This is a genomic window from Streptomyces sp. CNZ301, from assembly GCF_004217425.1.
In genome coordinates, this window is sequence record NZ_SHLG01000001.1 from 5,438,547 (window position 1) to 5,453,900 (window position 15,354).

Sequence of the window (15,354 nt, forward strand, 5' to 3'; positions counted from 1 at the left end):
CGCGAGAATGACGGCCATGAACACGGAGGAGATGCCCCGGCTCGGCGGGTGGCAGCAGACCTGGCGGCTGGGGGCAGCCGCGGCGGCGGGCGTCCCGGTGTGGCTCTCCGCCGGAGTGCTGCTGCCGGACGGGCAGGCGGCTCAGACGGGCTCCTGGTTCGCCACCGGCGATCCGCTGGTGGCGCTCGGCTGCCTGATGCTGCTGCTGTGGCGGCGGCGGTTCCCGCTCGCCGTCGCCATGACGGTCGCGATCGCCTCGACCGTGTCGACGCTGGCCACCGGCGCGGCGCTCCTGGCGCTGACCTCGATCTCCACGCGCCGCCGCCCGGTGGAGATCGCCGAGATCGTCCTGGCGTACGTGGTCGCGTCCTCGCTCGCCCTCGGGCTCTATCCCGTCGAGGACGGCGACGGTGCGACCTGGCTGGAGCGGGCGGTCGTCCCCGCGCTGACCGCGGGCATCGCGGTCGCCCTCGGTACGGCGGTCGGGGCGCGGCGCGTGGAGGTACGGTCGCTGCGCGAGCGCGCGGAGAGCGCGGAGCGGGAACAGACGGCGCGGGCGGAGCAGGCGCGCGCCCTGGAACGGAACCGGATCGCGCGGGAGATGCACGACGTGCTGGCGCACCGTATCTCCCTGGTCGCCATGCAGGCCGGGGTCCTCGGCCACCGCTCCGACCTCACGCCCGAGGAGAGCAGCACGCTGCTCCGCGGCATCGCCGACGGCTCCCAGCAGGCACTGGAGGAACTGCGCGACGTCCTCGGGGTGCTCCGGGCCGACCCGGACCGCCCGGAACCGCCGCAGCCCTCCCTCGGCCTCGTTCCCGAACTGGTCGACGACGCCCGTACGTCGGGGCTGGACGCGACGTTCACCAGCACGGTGGCGGGAACGCCGTCCGACGCCCTCGGGCGGACCTGCTACCGGGTCGTCCAGGAGGGCCTGACCAACGCGGCCAAGCACGCCCCGGGCGCGGGCGTGAGCGTCACCCTGGAGGGAGCGGCCGGCGGCGAGCTGCGTGTCACCGTCCGCAACTCCCGTGCCGACGCCCGTACGGTCCGGCCGCTGTCCTCCGGTTTCGGCTTGCCCGGCCTCGGCGAACGCGTCACCCTCGCCGGCGGGACGCTCGACCACGGCCCCGCACCCGACGGCGAATACGTCCTCACCGCGCGGCTACCCTGGCCGCACCAGCCCCGGGAGAGATGAAAGACGTGGACAGCGAGCGAGAGCCGGTGCGGGTCGTCATCGTCGACGACGACCAGCTGGTACGGATGGCGCTGCGCCTGATCATCGACGGCGAACCGGATCTGGCGGTCGTCGCGGAGGCGACGGACGGGAACGCCGCGATCGGCGCCGTGGACGAACACCGGCCGGACGTCGTCCTGATGGACGTGCGGATGCCCGGCCGCGACGGCCTCAGCGCGACCCGGGAGCTGCTCGGCCGGCCCGCTCCGCCGCGCGTGCTCATGCTCACCACCTTCGACTCCGACGACCTGGTGCTCGGCGCGCTGCGCTCCGGGGCCCTCGGCTTCGTGCTCAAGGACACCCCGCCCGCGCGGATCGTCGACGCCGTACGGACGGTCGCCGGCGGCAACCCCGTACTCTCCCCCGAGGCCACCGCGCACGTGATCGCCGCAGCCACCGGGCCGCGGTCCTCCGGATCCGCCACCCGCGCCGCGTCCCGCGAAGCGGCGCGGAAGCGCCTGGCCGCACTGACCGAACGCGAACTCGACACCGCCCGCGCCATCGCGGACGGCCTGGGCAACCCGGAGATCGCCGGGCGCCTGCACATCAGCGTCGCCACCGTGAAGGCACACACCAGCAGCCTGTTCGCCAAGCTGGCGGTCGAGAACAGGGTTCAGATCGCCCTGGTGGTGCGCGACGCGGCGGAATGACCTCCGCCCCCGGCCCCCCGGTCCACCGGTCCGTTCAGCGACGACGGGCGTGGCGAACGGCCTCCTCGCTGATCCTCCGGTGGAGGAACACGACGGCGGCGACCGCCTGCTCCGCCCCGCAGACGCCGACGGCGGCCGACGCCGGCAGGCTCCCGACGGCCGGTCCCACGCCGCCCCGCATCGAACACATCGACATCCCCGGCAGATGATCCTTGCGGATTGCCGTGTGCGGCTCGACCTTTGACTGCGAGTTACCCATCAGGGCGCCCAGCGGCAGAAGCACACCCCACAGTCCCACCGCAAGCCCCGACTGACGTCAGAGCAAACCGACATCGCACCGTCGGTCAGAACGCGACACCCGCATTCATCGCGAAACGACTCCCCAACCGACGCTCACAGCCAACCGGGGGCCTGAGGACCTTTCAAGGCAGTGCGCGGCCCCTCACGCGCAGCCCTGTACGACGACCGCCGGACGTCACGCCGGACGTCAGCCGAACGGCACGCGTCCGGCGGTCGGTTGAAAGCCGCACGCGGTCAGGCCGCTCCGGCCGCTCCGGACGGACCGGGCAGGACCGCGGGTGGCGTTCAGCCCAGCAGCTGCGCCCAGACGGCGCTGCCGCGCGTGACCGGGGAGACCGCAACGCCCCAGCACTCGGCCAGCGATTCGACGATGTACAGCCCGCGCCCCGACTCCTTCTCGGCCGTCGGCGCGGCCGGCTGCGGTGCGCGGCTGCTGGTGTCGTCGTCGTGCACCTCCACGCGCACCCCGTCGTAGGGGGAGTAGGACGTGGCGCACACGATCCACACGCTGTCGGTGTGCGTGACCGCGTTGGTGATCAACTCCGAGAGCACCAGGGCGGCTTGCTCGCGTAAATCGGGGGAGGCGCCTCGGCGGGTGAGCCAGCGGTCCATCGCGTGCCGGGCCCGGGGGACGCTGACGTCCTCGGCCGGGAGCCGGAGCGCGTGTGAATCCGTACCGGGGCCGGACGGGGGGCGCGGTGGGCGGCGGTCGTGCGTGGGGGGCACGCTCATGGGGAGCACGGGCTCACTATGAGCGCTGCGGTCTTCAACTCGCAAGCTTCCTTCTGATAATTTCAGAGTGAAGGCGCAATGAGGTAGCTCGAGTTGGCGCATTTTGATGCGTCTCCCGATCGGTTGCGGCCGTACTGTACGGTCCTGCTCAGCGCCGGCCGGCCCGCCGCGCGACCTCGGGAGGTGAGGGCGTGACCGATGCACTGCCGAGCGGATCGAGTGCTCCGACGGTGCTGCGCATCATCCTCGGGAAGCGGCTCAAGGAGCTGCGCGAGAGCCAGGGGGTCAAGCTCGACGCCGCCGCCAGGGCGCTGGGCGTGAACCATCTGACGATCAGGCGCATGGAGAACGCGCAGGTCGGTCTCAAAGTCCCGTACGTCAAGGAGCTGTTGAGGCTCTACGGCGTGGCCGGCGCCGAGATCGACGAGTTCACCGCCATGGCCGAGCGGGCCAACGCTCCCGGCTGGTGGTACCCGTTCCGCGACGCCCTGCCCGACTGGTTCCGCGGCTACGTGAGCCTGGAGACGGACGCTGAGGTCATCCGGGTCTACGAACCCCACTACGTGACGGGACTGTTGCAGACACGGGAGTACGCCCGAGCCGTCATCAGCGCCGGATTCCCCAACGAGGCCGCGGAGTCGCTGGAGCACCGCGTCGAACTGCGCCTGAGACGCCAGGAGTTGCTGGAGCGGGACGACGCGCCGACGTTGTGGGTCGTACTGGAGGAGGCGGCTCTGCGCCGCGAGGTCGGCGGTCCGGAGATCATGAGGGGACAGCTGGACCGGCTGGTCGAGGCGGCCGGGATGCCGAACATCACGCTGCGGATCGTGCCGCTCGCCGCGGGCCCGCACCCGGGGACCGGCGGTCACGTGACGTACTTCCGTTTCGGAGAACGGGAGTTGCAGGACATCGTCTACACCGAGGTCGGGCTGACCAGCGCGGTCTATCTGGACCAGCGGCCCGACGTGGTCACGCATCTGGAGGCGCTCACCCGCGTCTCGCTGCTGGCCGTGGAGCATGTGCCGGACCCCCGTACGTATCTGGCCAATCTGCGTAAGGAGTTCGACAAATGACCCTTGAGAACAGCTGAACACTCTCGACCGCACCGACCGCACCGACCGCACCGACCGCACCGACCGCACCGACCGCACCGACCGCACTCGCCGACGGCCTCATGGCCGCGGCGTTCGGCCTCACCACGCACCAGCGCGCACCGACCGGCACCACCGCAGCACCACGCACCACCCCCAGCACCGTCCCCACAGTTGGACCGACCACCGCCGGGCCGGCCGACGGGGGAAGCACTTCGCCGTGTGCCTTCCTCCCGGCCCCGTACGGCAGAAATGGGATGACCGATGACCACGTCCGGCAAGCCGGAGATCGACACCAGCCGGCCCCACTCGGCCCGGATGTACGACTACTACCTGGGCGGCAAGGACTGGTATCCCGTCGACGAGCAGGCGGCCGAGAAGGTCCTCCAGGCCTGCCCGCAGATCCGTCTCACCGCGGAGACCAACCGCTCGTTCATGCACCGGGCGACGCGGACCCTCGCCGCCGAGTACGGCGTCCGCCAGTTCGTCGACATCGGCACGGGCATTCCGACATCCCCGAACCTCCACCAGATAGCCCAGGAGGTGGCGCCCGAGTCCTGCGTCGTCTACGCGGACCACGACGCCACCGTGCTGGAGTACGCGCACGTGCTGATGCGCAGCACCCCCGAGGGCCGCACCGCCTACATCAACGCCGACGTACGCGACGACGACATCCTGGGCTCGCCGCGGTTGCGCGAGGTCATCGATCTGGACAAGCCGGTCGCTCTGTCCCTCGTCGCGCTGCTCCACTTCGTCCCCGACGACCGCAAGCCGTACGAGATCGTCCGCGGACTGCTCGACCAGCTCGCCTCCGGCAGCTTCCTGGTGCTCAGTCACGTCACCGCCGACTTCGACGCCGCGGCCTGGCAGGGCGTGAAGAAGGTCTACGACGCGGGCGGCACGACCGTGGCGCTGCGCGACCAGCAGGAGGTGGAGCGCTTCTTCGACGGACTGGAGATGATCGACCCCGGAGTGACGGTCGCACACGAGTGGCGTCCCGGGGGTTCCTCCGAAGTCGCCGGTGAGGACCCCGAGTTGCTCCGCAGCGCCGCTCTCTACGCGGGGGTCGGGAGGAAGCCGTGAGTGCCACTCTCGGAGAGCCGTCGGGGCGCGGCGGCGCCCCGAGGCCGACCGAGCACCAGCTGGCGATGGCGCGCGTGCGTGCCCGCACGACGGGGGAGTCCCTCTCGCACGTGCTGTCCGTCTTCATGGGCGCCGGCCGGCACGGGAAGGAGCCCGGCGCACCGTCGACGGGCCCCGAGGCTCCGCTGGCCGACGGTGGCACGTGCCCGTCCGGGACGGGCCACGAGGAGGAGGACGCCGCCCGACTCGCCCCGGTGATCCCGCTGTTGCGGGCTCGCGGCTCCCGCGGCGACGCTGCCTCCGGTGACCGGTCGGACGACTGACACCGACACGGGCGCTTCGTCGACGCCGGGCCGGACCGCACCCGGCCCCGCCGGGTTCAGCCGGCCGGGTCAGCCGGCCGGGGTCGCGGACGGTTCCGCTCCGCCGGTAGGCGGCATCGCCTGTTCGGCCCAGATGACCTTGCCGTCCTTGGTGTAGCGGGTGCCCCAGCGTTCGGTCAGCTGGGCGACGAGGAAGAGGCCGCGTCCGCCTTCGTCGGTGGTGGCCGCGTAGCGCAGGTGCGGTGAGGTGCTGCTGTGGTCGGAGACCTCGCAGATGAGCGCGCGGTTGCGGAGCAGCCGCACCTTGATCGGTCCGATGCCGTGCCGCATGGCGTTCGTGGTCAGTTCACTGACGATCAGCTCAGTGGTTTCCACCAGCTCCTCCAGCCCCCACTCCGCGAGCCGCCCGGGAACGGCGGCACGCAGTCGGGCGACCTCCGCGGGATCGTCCCCGAGGTCCCATTCGGCGACCTGCCCGCCCTCCACCACCCGCGTACGGGCGACGAGCAGCGCGATGTCGTCCCTCTGGGGTTCCGGCAGCATGGCGTCGAGGACCGCGTCGCAGGTTTCCTCGGGTGACAGGGGCGCGTGCGCCAGGCTCTCGCGGAGCAGCTGGAGCCCGGTGTCGATGTCCTCGCCGCGGCGCTCGACGAGGCCGTCGGTGTAGAGGACGAGCCGGCTGCCCTCGGGGAGCTGCAACTCGGTGCTCTCGAAGGGCAGTCCGCCGATGCCGAGGGGCAGACCGGCGGGCACCTCGGGGAACTCGACGCTCCCGTCGGGATACGCCAGCGCCGGGGAGGGGTGGCCGGCCCTGGCGACGACGCAGTTCCGGGAGACGGGATCGTAGATCGCGTACAGGCAGGTGGCGCCGGTGATGGCGGTCTCATCGCCCGCGTCAACGGCGTCCTGGTCGATGCGGGTGACCAACTCGTCGAGGTGGCTGAGGATTTCGTCGGGCGGCAGGTCGAGGGAGGAGAAGTTGTGGACGGCCGTGCGCAGGCGTCCCATCGTGGCAGCGGCATGCAGTCCGTGCCCGACGACGTCGCCCATGATCAGTGCGACGCGGATTCCCGGCAGCGGGATGACGTCGAACCAGTCGCCGCCGACCCCCTCCTGCGCGGGCAGATAGCGCGAGGCCACCTCGACGGCGTCCGGCTCGGGCAGGGCGCGCGGCAGCAGGCTCCGCTGCAGCGCCACCGCCATGCTGTGCTCGCGGGTGTAGCGGCGCGCGTTGTCGAGGGAGACGGCGGCACGGGCGGCCAGTTCGGCGGCGAGGGTGAGGTCGTCGTCCTCGAACGGCTCGGGCTTCTCGGAGCGCCAGAAGTTGACGACGCCCAGCAGCACGCCGCGGGCGGCCAGCGGCGCCGCGATCAGCGAGTGGATGCCGTAGTCGACGACTTGGGCGGCCCGCTCGGGATCCACCGCCTGCCATCCCGGGGCCTCGGCCAGGGAAGGCACCAGGACTGCCCGCCCGCTCGCGAAGCTGCGTGCCTGCGGCGAGGACGGCACGAAAGTGATCAGGTCCCCGACGGAGAAGAGGGGAGCGTCGTCGTGGATGCCGCTGCGGGCCGTGCGCCGCATCCGGATGCTGGAGTCGCGGGCGGTGATGCCGGCGCCGTTCACTCCCGGTTCTTCGCCGCGCAGCACGGGCTCGGCCAGGTCGACGGTGATGTAGTCGGCGAGACGCGGTACCGCGACCTGCGCGAGCTCCTCGGCCGTATGAATCACATCGAGGGTCGTGCCGACGCGGCCGGTCGCGTCGTAGAGCAATCTCAGCCGCCGCCGGACCAGCTCGACCCTCTGTGACGCCTCGCCGATCATCTCGATGACCTCGGCGCGGCCGACCTGCTCCTCCCGCGTCACCGTGTCGAGGGCGAGCCGCGCGGACGCGGCGCCGACGGAGCCGGCGAGCTGGGATTCCGCGTGATGGACCAGGTCGGGGGCCGCTTCGGCCGACGGTGAGTCGGGCATGTCTCCCGAGTAGGAGCGCAACACCCGCTCGGCACCGTCCTTCCCGAGGAAGCGCTCCAGCAGGGTCCGCAGTTCGCCGACGGTGGTACGGGCGTGCCAGCGCCGCTCCCCGGCGGGCTCCGCGAGGATGTCCACGAACTGCACCGCCTGGGCCCTTTCCCCGGCGCTCGGACGGTCGGCGAGTGAGACCAGGACGTAGAGGCCGAGGTTCAGCAGTGCACTCCAGAACATCGCGTGGCTGATCGGCTCCAGCCCCGTCAGCCCCAGCAGGTGCTGCGGCCGGAGCCACCCGATGCCGAACGGCCCCTCACGCAGGAACGAGTCGGGCAGCAGCCCGGCAGCGGCGAAGTTCGGCAGAAGCAGGGTGTACGCCCACACGGCGAACCCCGCGACGAGGCCGGTCAGCGCGCCCCGCCGGGTGCCGCCCTTCCAGAACAGGCCGCCCAGGACGGCGGGCGCGAACTGTGCCACCGCCGCGAACGACACCGTGCCGATCGCCCCCAGCGTCGGCCCTTCGCCGGCGAGCCGGAAGTACGCGTATCCGAGCAGCAGGAGCAGCACGATGGTCGCCCGTCGGATGCCCAGCATCAGCCCCGCGAGGTCGTCCCGCTGCACCAGGCGGGACCTTGCGTGCAGCAGCAGCGGCATCACCAGTGAGTTCGACACCATGGTGCTGAGTGCGATCGACTCGACGATGATCATGCTGGTGCCCGCGCTGATGCCGCCGATGAAGATCAGCAGTGCGAGTACCTGGGGGCCTTCGGCCATCGGCAGGGTCAGCATGTAGGTGTCGGCGTCGACGGACTTTCCGAACGTCAGCAGCCCGCCGGCCGCGATCGGAAGCACGAAGAAGGTGAACGCGAGCAGATACAGCGGGAAGAGCCACATCGCCCGTTTGAGGTGCCGCTCGTCGACGTTCTCGACGACGATCATCTGCCACTGCCTGGGCAGCAGCACGATCGCGAACACGGCCAGCAGGTTCAGCCAGATCCAGGTGCCGTAACTCGTCTGCTTCCCCAGCGAGAAGAGCTGCGAGAAGTCGGCGTCCGCTGCCCGGGAGAACAGGTCACCGAATCCCCCGAACAACCAGAACACCACGAAGATCCCGGCCAGGAGGAACATCATGAGCTTGACGGCCGATTCGAACGCGATCGCGGCGACCACGCCCTCGTGGCGCTCGGTGGTGTCCAGGTGGCGGGTGCCGAAGAGGATGGTGAACGCGGCGAGCAGCAGCGCCACGTAGAACGCCGAGTCCTGGAACGGTGAAATCTGGCCCAGCTCCGCGGTGGAGGTGATCTCAGGGTGCCGCCGGAGGATCTCGAAGGCGTTGGAGACCGCCTTGAGCTGGAGCGAGATGTAGGGGACGATCCCGATCACGGCGATGACCGTCACCAGGCCGCCCAGCGCGGCGCTCTTGCCGTAGCGGGCGGAGACGAAGTCGGCAAGCGAGGTGATGCGGTGCCGGCGGCTGATCCGGATGATTCTGCGCAGCACGAGCCAGCCCAGCGCGAACAGGAGCGTCGGGCCCAGATAGACCGACAGGAAGCCGATTCCGTCCTCGGCGGCCGTGCCGACGTTGCCGTAGAAGGCCCATGCGGTCTCGTACACCGCGAGGGACAGCGCGTAGACAGTCGCGCTCTTGATCACGCTCCGGCCGGTGTCCGCCCGCCGGTCCGCCCAGAAGGCCACACCGAAGAGCAGCCCGAGGTACACCAACGAAACCGTGACGATGACCCAGGTCTGAAGCAGCACGGCGCTACCTCGATCTGCCGCAGATGATCGCGACCAGAGCGATCACAACCGCCCAGGCGACGTAGATGTACACCCAGATCACCGGGACGCCGAAGATCCGGTCGCCGCGGTCGAACTGCGCCAGCAGCGGCGGAACGAACAGCACGACCCCCAGCGCTGCCACGGCCACGAGGCGCCCGTTGAGCTGCTCGTCGTCTCGCGGCTCCGTCACGGGTTGCCTCCGCTTCCTCGCTGTCACGCCTGGCGACCGCCCAGGTGTGTCCGGTGCCGTACCAGCTCCCGCCACGGGCGGCACCCCGACCAGTTCAACACGTGGTAGTCGTCCATGCACTCTGCGCAACTTCTTCCGCAGCACCTTCCGTCCGCTCGGGTGCGGCCTCTGCGCGGGCGGGGGCGGGCTTCCGCGACAGCGGGCCCGATCGTGCTGAGAAGGCGAAGGGTCGGTCCCGTCACCCGAGCTCGCCCCTGTGGCACCGGTCGGTACTACGGCCGCAGAACATGATCGCGGCTGATCGGGACGCCGCATCCACGCCGTCGACGAGCTCCCCTGCTACTGCTGCGGCTCCGCGCCGGGCGTCCTCAGCCGTGGGTCCGCAGTGTGAGGAGCTCCGGGGCGAGGACGGCGATCGTGCGGCGGTCGAACTCGATCAGGCCGTCCCGGCGGAGCCGGGAGAGTGCACGGTTGACCGTCACCCTGGTGACGCCCAGCAGGTCGGCCAGGACCTGCTGCGTACCCGGCAATGCGATGTTTCCCCCGGCGTCCGCTGCGGCCTCGTTCAGCAGCCAGGCCGCCAGCCGGGCCTCCGCGGGCATCGTCGCCGTGGCGGTGAGCTTTTCCTGGTGACTTCGGGCCTGGCCGGCGAGAACGCGCAGGACGTGCCTGCGCACGGAAGGCACATCGTCGATCGCGGTCAGGAAGCGGTCGCGCGGCAGGGTCCGTATCGAACACGGGGTGAGGGCGGTGAAGGTGGCGGTGTGTCCGTGACCGTCGATCACGGCGACCTTGTCGAGCGCGCAAGGACCGGCCCACTCGCCGAAGCGGACGACGCGGCCCGAGCGCGTGGTGGCGGTTGCAGCCACCCGGCCACCCAGCAGCAGCACAAGATGCGACGCCGGGTCACCTGCATTGCGCAGCGCATGTCCGGCCGGGCACGCGTGTGCGAGCGAGTCCGCCCAGAGGGTGCGCAACCGGTGGTCCGGCAACCCGGCCAGCAGCGGAATCCCGCTCAGTGAGCGCCACCGCGCTTCGGTATCAGCTGATACAGACCCCGGCATCCTCAGAACCTACCTTCGGGCGCATGCTGATCGTCGAACTCGCATTCACCGCCACCCCGGAACGCCTCGCGGTACGTCCCGCACATCGTGCACTCCTCCAGCGCCTGTATGAAGAGGGCCGTCTCGTCGCCGCGGGTCCGTGGGCGGACGACGCAGGTGCGCTGCTCGTCTTCGACACGGAACGCGCGGAGCTGGACCGGCTGCTCGAAACCGATCCCTACTACCGCACACCCGGAGTCGAAGTGCTCGGCGTCCGCGAGTGGGCGCCGGTGGTCGGCCGGGAACGGATGACTCGCGACCAGGCCTGAGCGGGCGGCTTGTCCGCGTGAACCGGCCCCGCCTGGTACGGGGCGCCTGCGTACCAGTACGACTCCGTGGACGCGCTCGTTCACTGTCTGTGACCATTGTGGAGCTGCAACAGGTCAGGGCGGGCGGTACCGGAGGGGGCCGGAAATGGCACAGAGCGCGGGCAGGTCTTGGGCGAGCGAGCCGGACACGTCGGACAGCCTCAAGTCCTTCGGCGCGATCGTGAAGGTCTTCCGGGAACGGGCGGGGCTCACTCAGGACGCGCTGGCCACGCTGGTGCGGTACTCGCACCCGATGATCTCCTCGATCGAGCAGGGCCGCCGTCTGCCGCCGCCCGACTTCGTCGAGAAGGCGGAGGAGGCGCTGGACGCGTTCGGGGTGCTGCGCGCGGCGGCTCAACACGTGGGCCGGCAGCCGGGGTTGGCGACGTGGTTCCGGGAATGGGCGCGGCTGGAGAAGGAGGCCGTCAACCTGTGCACGTACGAGTGCCGCCTGGTGCCGGGGCTGCTCCAGACCGAGACGTATGCTCGCGCCGTCTTCGACAACAGCCTGCCGCCGCTCACCGATTCCCAGCTCGAATCGCAGGTCGCCGCGCGGGCGGAGCGGCAGCGGCTGCTGGCCGAGCATCCCGGGACGCCGTTCAGCTTCATCGTCGAGGAGTCCGTCCTGATGCGGCGGCTGGGCGGCAGGGAGATCACCCGCGAACAGCTCCAACATCTCCTGGAGTGCGGCCGGTTGCGGAACGTGGAGATCCAGGTGGTGCCCGCCGACCGGGAAGAACACGCCTGCCTGTCCGGTCCCATGCGACTGCTGGAGACTCCCGAACACCGCTGGCTGGGCTACAGCGAGGGGCAGAAGAACGGCCGGCTGATCTGCGACGCGAAAGAGGTCAGCGTGCTCCAGATGCGGTATGCCAAGATGCGCTCACAGGCTCTCTCCCACACCGAGTCGGCGAGCCTGCTTCAGCGGATGCGAGGAGCGCCATGAGCACCGGACTGACCTGGTTCAAGTCGAGCTACAGCAGCCCTGACGGCGACGACTGCGTCGAAGTCGCCCTCTCCTGGAGCAAGTCCAGCTACAGCAGCCCCCAGGGTGACGACTGCGTCGAGGTCGCCGCCTGCCCCGGCACCGTCCACGTACGGGACTCCAAGGACACGGAGGGCCCGCAGCTCGCCCTCGCCCCCGGCGCCTGGACGGCCTTCGTCTCCTACGCCGCTTCCCACGCCGCACACGCGTAACTCCCGCTCACCATGCGGCGGTTCGAGGGGTACGCGGCGCTGGTCACCGGCGCGGGCCAGGGGATCGGCGCCGCCGTCTCCCGGCGCCTCGCCGCCGAGGGCGCCCGGGTGACGGTGACCGATCTGGACGGTGAGCGGGCCGCCCGTACCGCCGAAGAGGTCCGCGAACACGGGGGAGAGGCCGGGAGCACGGCCTGCGACGTGGGCGACCGGCAGGCGGTGGAGGCCGCGGTCGCGCAGGTCGTGGCGGACTTCGGCCGCCTGGACGTCCTCGTCAACAACGCCTACTCCTGCACCCCGGACGCGGAGCTGCTGGAGGACGAGCCCGACGAGGTCTGGGAACGCGACCTGGGCATCACCCTCACCGGCGCGTTCCGCTGCGCCCGCGCCGCGATGCCGCACCTGGCTGCGGCCGGAGGACGCGGCGCCATCGTCAACGTCGGTTCCGTGAACGGCATTCAGGACTTCGGTAACCACGCCTACAGCGCCGCCAAGGCCGGCCTCGCGGGTCTGACCCGCACCCTCGCGGGCAGCGGCGCGGCGCGTGGCGTACGAGTCAACCTCGTCGCCCCCGGCACGGTGCACACCGGTGCCTGGGCCGGACGGGAAGCCGCCCTGGACCGCGCCGCGACGCTCTACCCGCTGGGCCGGGTCGGCCGCCCCGAGGACATCGCCGCCGCCGTCGCCTTCCTGGCGTCGGCCGACGCCGAGTGGATCACCGGCGTCACCCTCCCCGTGGACGGCGGCCTCACGGCGGTCAACACCGGCTTCCGGGACGCGATGAGCGTGCCGGACGGGCCGCCACGACCGTCCTAGACCGTCTCCCACGTTGGGAGGCTCGTCGGTCTCGGTACGGGGTGCGTGGAGTCGGGTTGTTCCGGAGTCTGCCGCCGGCCTGATGGCCCGGCCTCACTTCAGGTGTCGGGCGAAGAACCGGGCCCCGTCCTCCAGCTCGAACCACGGTGTGCCGGTGTGCCCGCCCAGATTGGCGTGCAGCGTCTTCTCCTTGGTGCCGAAGGCGTCGAACAGGTCCAGGGCCCGCTGCCGGGGTTCCCTTCGTCGTCCCACTGCAGCAGGAACAGCAGCGGAACGACGACCTGCCGGGCCTCCTCGCGCTGGGCGCGGGGCACGTAACCCCCGGCGAAGAAGCAGGCGGCCGCGATGCGCGGCTCGACCACCGCCAGCCGGATACCGATCGGCGGTCCACCCCGAGTACCCGACCGGGCCGCCGGTCTCGGGCAGTGAAAGGAGGGCGTCCAGGGTGGTCCGCCATTCCGGGACCGCCTTTTCCACCAGAGGGCCGACGGAGGACTCGAAGATCTCATCGACCGGCTCGCCGGACTGCATCGCCCGGCGGATGTCAGCGCGGGCCTGCTCGTCGGCGGCGGAACGGGGCCGGCCACCGCACCCGGGCGCGTCGATGCCGGCCACCGCGCTCCGCACAGGAGTCGGCCGGAGAGGGCCCATCCGCTTGACCGTTCGCCGCGCGACGGCAGCACAAGCAGGTGGTTCCCGGCGACCGCACGGGTGGCCGGTCGCCTGCTTCGGCTTGGTCGGATCGCCCCACGGAAACACCGTGGCTGCGCATAGCCATCGGAACCCCCGACCGCTGCCGACCGCATGAGAAAGGAATTCCTCTTGCGACTTCCCCGTCCTCCAAAACGCATCCTCTTCACGGTTCTCCGCCGCCCGCATCGGCGAGCAACCCGCCCGGGAGTGCCGTTGCTGGTCGGCGTCCTGGCCATGGCGTCGGTCTTCGGCGCACTGACGCCGACTGCCGCGTCGGCCGCCGCCGAAAAGCCGGGCCCGGTGGTCACCGTCGACCAGGGCAGACTCCAAGGTGTCGAACGCCGTGGCGTGCACCAGTTCCTGGGCATTCCCTACGCGGCCCCTCCGGTGGGACCGCTGCGGTGGAAGCCCCCGAGAGCCGCCCGCGGCTGGCAGGGGACCAAACAGGCAACCGAGGTGGGTCCGGCGTGCCCCCAGCCCGCGGGCGGATTTCCCTCCAGCCCCACCCGGAAGGCCGAGGACTGCCTCTCCCTGAACGTCTACAGACCTGCCGTCCGCAGCTCGAAACCCCTGCCGGTGATGGTGTGGGTGCACGGTGGCAGCTACGTCTACGGGGCCGGCGGAGCGTATGACCCCAGCCGCATGACGGCCAAGGGTGTCGTCGTGGTCACGGTGAACTATCGGCTGGGCGCCCTCGGTTACCTCGGCTTGCCTTCCCTGGCGGCCGAGTCGACCGATCACGCTTCGGGCGACTACGGGTTGATGGACCAGCAGGCAGCGCTGCGCTGGGTGCGGAAGAACGCGGCCGCCTTCGGCGGCGACCGCGGCAACGTCACCCTCTTCGGCGAGTCCGCCGGCGGCGGCAGCGTCTGTCAGCACATGGTCTCGCCCCCCGCCGCGGGACTGTTCCAGAGGGTCATTCCGCAGAGCGGCTGCGACAGCCAGGTGCCGGACCAGCACCAGGCCGACCGCACCGGCACCACGTTCGCCACCCGGCTCGGCTGCACGGACGCCGCTACGGCCGCCGACTGCCTGCGGGAGAAACCGGTGCGGGACATCGTCCGGAAAGCAGGGGACCTCCCCTGGTCGCCCGTGGTCGGAAGGACCGTCCTTCCCCGGCAGGTACGTGACGCCTTCGCAGCAGACAGGTACCACCACGTGCCGGCCCTCATCGGAACGACCCGGGACGAGGGCAACTACTTCGCTGCCGACGACCACCCGGGATCGCTCCCGGCCGCGCAGTATCCGAAGGCCGTCACCGAGCACTTCGGGCCGGAGGCAGCCGCGAGGATCGCCGACGAATACCCGGCGTCCGCCTATTCGTCACCCTTGCGTGCCCTGGGCGCGGCGATGACGGACGGCCTCTTCGCCTGCGTCACCCACGAGGCCGCAGGAATGCTGGCCTCCGCCTCCCCGACGTACGCCTACGAGTTCGCCGACCCGGCGCCGGGCGGCTACGATCCGTCGATCCCGGGCGCCGGTCACGGATCTGAGCTCCCTTACCTCTTCGACTTCGAAGAGACGAAGGGGCGGCCTTTCACCCCCGCTCAGCGCGCCCTCGCCGACACCATGGTCGGGTACTGGACCCGCTTCGCGAAGACCGGGAAGCCGAACGGCCACGGCGCTCCCTCCTGGCCGGCGTTCACCTCGCGCAAGCCCTCGGTGCTCTCGCTGGCACCGAAACGCATCGCGCCGAAGACCGACTTCGCAGCCCGCCACCGGTGCAGCTTCTGGATGCCGTTGATCAGCACCGGAATGATCGACTGGAAGCTCTGACCTCCGGTCCTTCCGTCGGCGGCCGCCGGCCCAGCGCCCCGGTGTCGAAGTCGTCCTTCCGCGACCGAGTCCGTTCTTCGCGGAAGGCGCCGCGTCACCGGGGCAGCTTTG

Annotated in this window: 14 protein-coding genes and 2 pseudogenes; 10 read left to right on the forward strand and 6 right to left on the reverse strand. The window is 70.9% G+C overall.

Features of this window, described 5'->3' with window-relative positions:
- Nucleotides 1–16: 16 nt before the first annotated feature.
- Both EV375_RS23380 and EV375_RS23385 read left to right on the forward strand, forming a co-directional pair.
- A complete protein-coding gene (locus EV375_RS23380; protein ID WP_130301367.1) occupies nt 17–1,198 on the forward strand; it encodes a histidine kinase in 1,182 nt (393 codons plus the stop codon).
- A complete protein-coding gene (locus EV375_RS23385) occupies nt 1,195–1,887 on the forward strand; it encodes a response regulator transcription factor (protein WP_486588666.1) in 693 nt (230 codons plus the stop codon). The genes EV375_RS23380 and EV375_RS23385 overlap by 4 nt, the downstream gene beginning before the upstream one ends.
- Nucleotides 1,888–1,921: 34 nt before the next feature.
- On the opposite strand, the gene EV375_RS23390 is transcribed toward EV375_RS23385, so the two are convergent.
- On the reverse strand, nt 1,922–2,170 hold the full coding sequence (locus tag EV375_RS23390) for a hypothetical protein (RefSeq protein WP_130301369.1): 249 nt from the start codon (nt 2,168–2,170) through the stop codon (nt 1,922–1,924).
- 302 nt (nt 2,171–2,472) lie between these two features.
- On the reverse strand, nt 2,473–2,919 hold the full coding sequence (locus EV375_RS23395; RefSeq protein ID WP_486588776.1) for an ATP-binding protein: 447 nt from the start codon (nt 2,917–2,919) through the stop codon (nt 2,473–2,475).
- A 191-nt stretch (nt 2,920–3,110) separates the two neighbouring features.
- On the opposite strand from EV375_RS23395, the gene EV375_RS23400 reads away from it, so the two are divergent.
- The 3 genes from EV375_RS23400 (at nt 3,111) to EV375_RS23410 (ending at nt 5,416) form a co-directional block, all read left to right on the forward strand.
- Nucleotides 3,111–3,992, forward strand: a complete 882-nt coding sequence (locus EV375_RS23400) for a Scr1 family TA system antitoxin-like transcriptional regulator (RefSeq protein ID WP_130301371.1) — start codon at nt 3,111–3,113, stop codon at nt 3,990–3,992.
- Between the two features lie 282 nt (nt 3,993–4,274).
- Nucleotides 4,275–5,093 carry an SAM-dependent methyltransferase gene (locus tag EV375_RS23405; protein ID WP_130301372.1) on the forward strand — a complete coding sequence of 273 codons (819 nt, stop codon included), beginning with the start codon at nt 4,275–4,277 and terminating at the stop codon, nt 5,091–5,093.
- Nucleotides 5,090–5,416, forward strand: coding sequence for a hypothetical protein (locus EV375_RS23410; protein WP_130301373.1), 327 nt, complete (start codon nt 5,090–5,092; stop codon nt 5,414–5,416). Before EV375_RS23405 ends, EV375_RS23410 begins: the two co-directional genes overlap by 4 nt.
- Before the next feature lie 69 nt (nt 5,417–5,485).
- Here the strand turns inward: EV375_RS23410 and EV375_RS23415 are convergent.
- From EV375_RS23415 to EV375_RS23425, 3 genes and pseudogenes are all read right to left on the reverse strand, one after another.
- Nucleotides 5,486–7,216 (reverse strand): annotated as a pseudogene (locus EV375_RS23415) (ATP-binding SpoIIE family protein phosphatase); the annotation flags it as partial.
- Nucleotides 7,217–9,143: 1,927 nt separating this feature from the next.
- Nucleotides 9,144–9,350, reverse strand: coding sequence for a hypothetical protein (locus EV375_RS23420; protein WP_130301374.1), 207 nt, complete (start codon nt 9,348–9,350; stop codon nt 9,144–9,146).
- A gap of 368 nt (nt 9,351–9,718) precedes the next feature.
- Nucleotides 9,719–10,414, reverse strand: a complete 696-nt coding sequence (locus EV375_RS23425; protein WP_130301375.1) for a Crp/Fnr family transcriptional regulator — start codon at nt 10,412–10,414, stop codon at nt 9,719–9,721.
- 23 nt (nt 10,415–10,437) lie between these two features.
- Between EV375_RS23425 and EV375_RS23430 the strand changes: the two genes are divergently transcribed.
- From EV375_RS23430 to EV375_RS23445, 4 genes are all read left to right on the forward strand, one after another.
- Entirely contained in the window at nt 10,438–10,722 is a 285-nt protein-coding gene (locus tag EV375_RS23430; protein WP_130301376.1) for a YciI family protein, read from the forward strand.
- Between the two features lie 145 nt (nt 10,723–10,867).
- Nucleotides 10,868–11,707, forward strand: a complete 840-nt coding sequence (locus tag EV375_RS23435; RefSeq protein ID WP_130301377.1) for a Scr1 family TA system antitoxin-like transcriptional regulator — start codon at nt 10,868–10,870, stop codon at nt 11,705–11,707.
- Nucleotides 11,704–11,958, forward strand: coding sequence for a DUF397 domain-containing protein (locus EV375_RS23440; protein ID WP_130301378.1), 255 nt, complete (start codon nt 11,704–11,706; stop codon nt 11,956–11,958). Before EV375_RS23435 ends, EV375_RS23440 begins: the two co-directional genes overlap by 4 nt.
- A gap of 12 nt (nt 11,959–11,970) precedes the next feature.
- Nucleotides 11,971–12,774 (forward strand): SDR family oxidoreductase, encoded by an 804-nt coding sequence (locus EV375_RS23445; RefSeq protein WP_130301379.1) that lies wholly within the window; start codon nt 11,971–11,973, stop codon nt 12,772–12,774.
- Nucleotides 12,775–12,867: 93 nt separating this feature from the next.
- Here the strand turns inward: EV375_RS23445 and EV375_RS23450 are convergent.
- Nucleotides 12,868–13,533: pseudogene (locus tag EV375_RS23450) on the reverse strand (dienelactone hydrolase family protein).
- 147 nt (nt 13,534–13,680) lie between these two features.
- Here EV375_RS23450 and EV375_RS23455 point away from each other — a divergent pair.
- A complete protein-coding gene (locus tag EV375_RS23455; protein ID WP_165434809.1) occupies nt 13,681–15,243 on the forward strand; it encodes a carboxylesterase/lipase family protein in 1,563 nt (520 codons plus the stop codon).
- Nucleotides 15,244–15,354: the final 111 nt, after the last annotated feature.

Bases quoted from the DNA above. Each gene is read 5' to 3' on its own strand.
- EV375_RS23380 (WP_130301367.1), top strand. From the start codon at position 17: ATGAACACGGAGGAGATGCCCCGGCTCGGCGGGTGGCAGCAGACCTGG.
- EV375_RS23385 (WP_486588666.1), top strand. From the start codon at position 1,195: ATGAAAGACGTGGACAGCGAGCGAGAGCCGGTGCGGGTCGTCATCGTC.
- EV375_RS23395 (WP_486588776.1), bottom strand. From the start codon at position 2,919: ATGAGCGTGCCCCCCACGCACGACCGCCGCCCACCGCGCCCCCCGTCC.
- EV375_RS23405 (WP_130301372.1), top strand. From the start codon at position 4,275: ATGACCACGTCCGGCAAGCCGGAGATCGACACCAGCCGGCCCCACTCG.
- EV375_RS23425 (WP_130301375.1), bottom strand. From the start codon at position 10,414: ATGCCGGGGTCTGTATCAGCTGATACCGAAGCGCGGTGGCGCTCACTG.
- EV375_RS23430 (WP_130301376.1), top strand. From the start codon at position 10,438: ATGCTGATCGTCGAACTCGCATTCACCGCCACCCCGGAACGCCTCGCG.
- EV375_RS23435 (WP_130301377.1), top strand. From the start codon at position 10,868: ATGGCACAGAGCGCGGGCAGGTCTTGGGCGAGCGAGCCGGACACGTCG.
- EV375_RS23440 (WP_130301378.1), top strand. From the start codon at position 11,704: ATGAGCACCGGACTGACCTGGTTCAAGTCGAGCTACAGCAGCCCTGAC.
- EV375_RS23445 (WP_130301379.1), top strand. From the start codon at position 11,971: ATGCGGCGGTTCGAGGGGTACGCGGCGCTGGTCACCGGCGCGGGCCAG.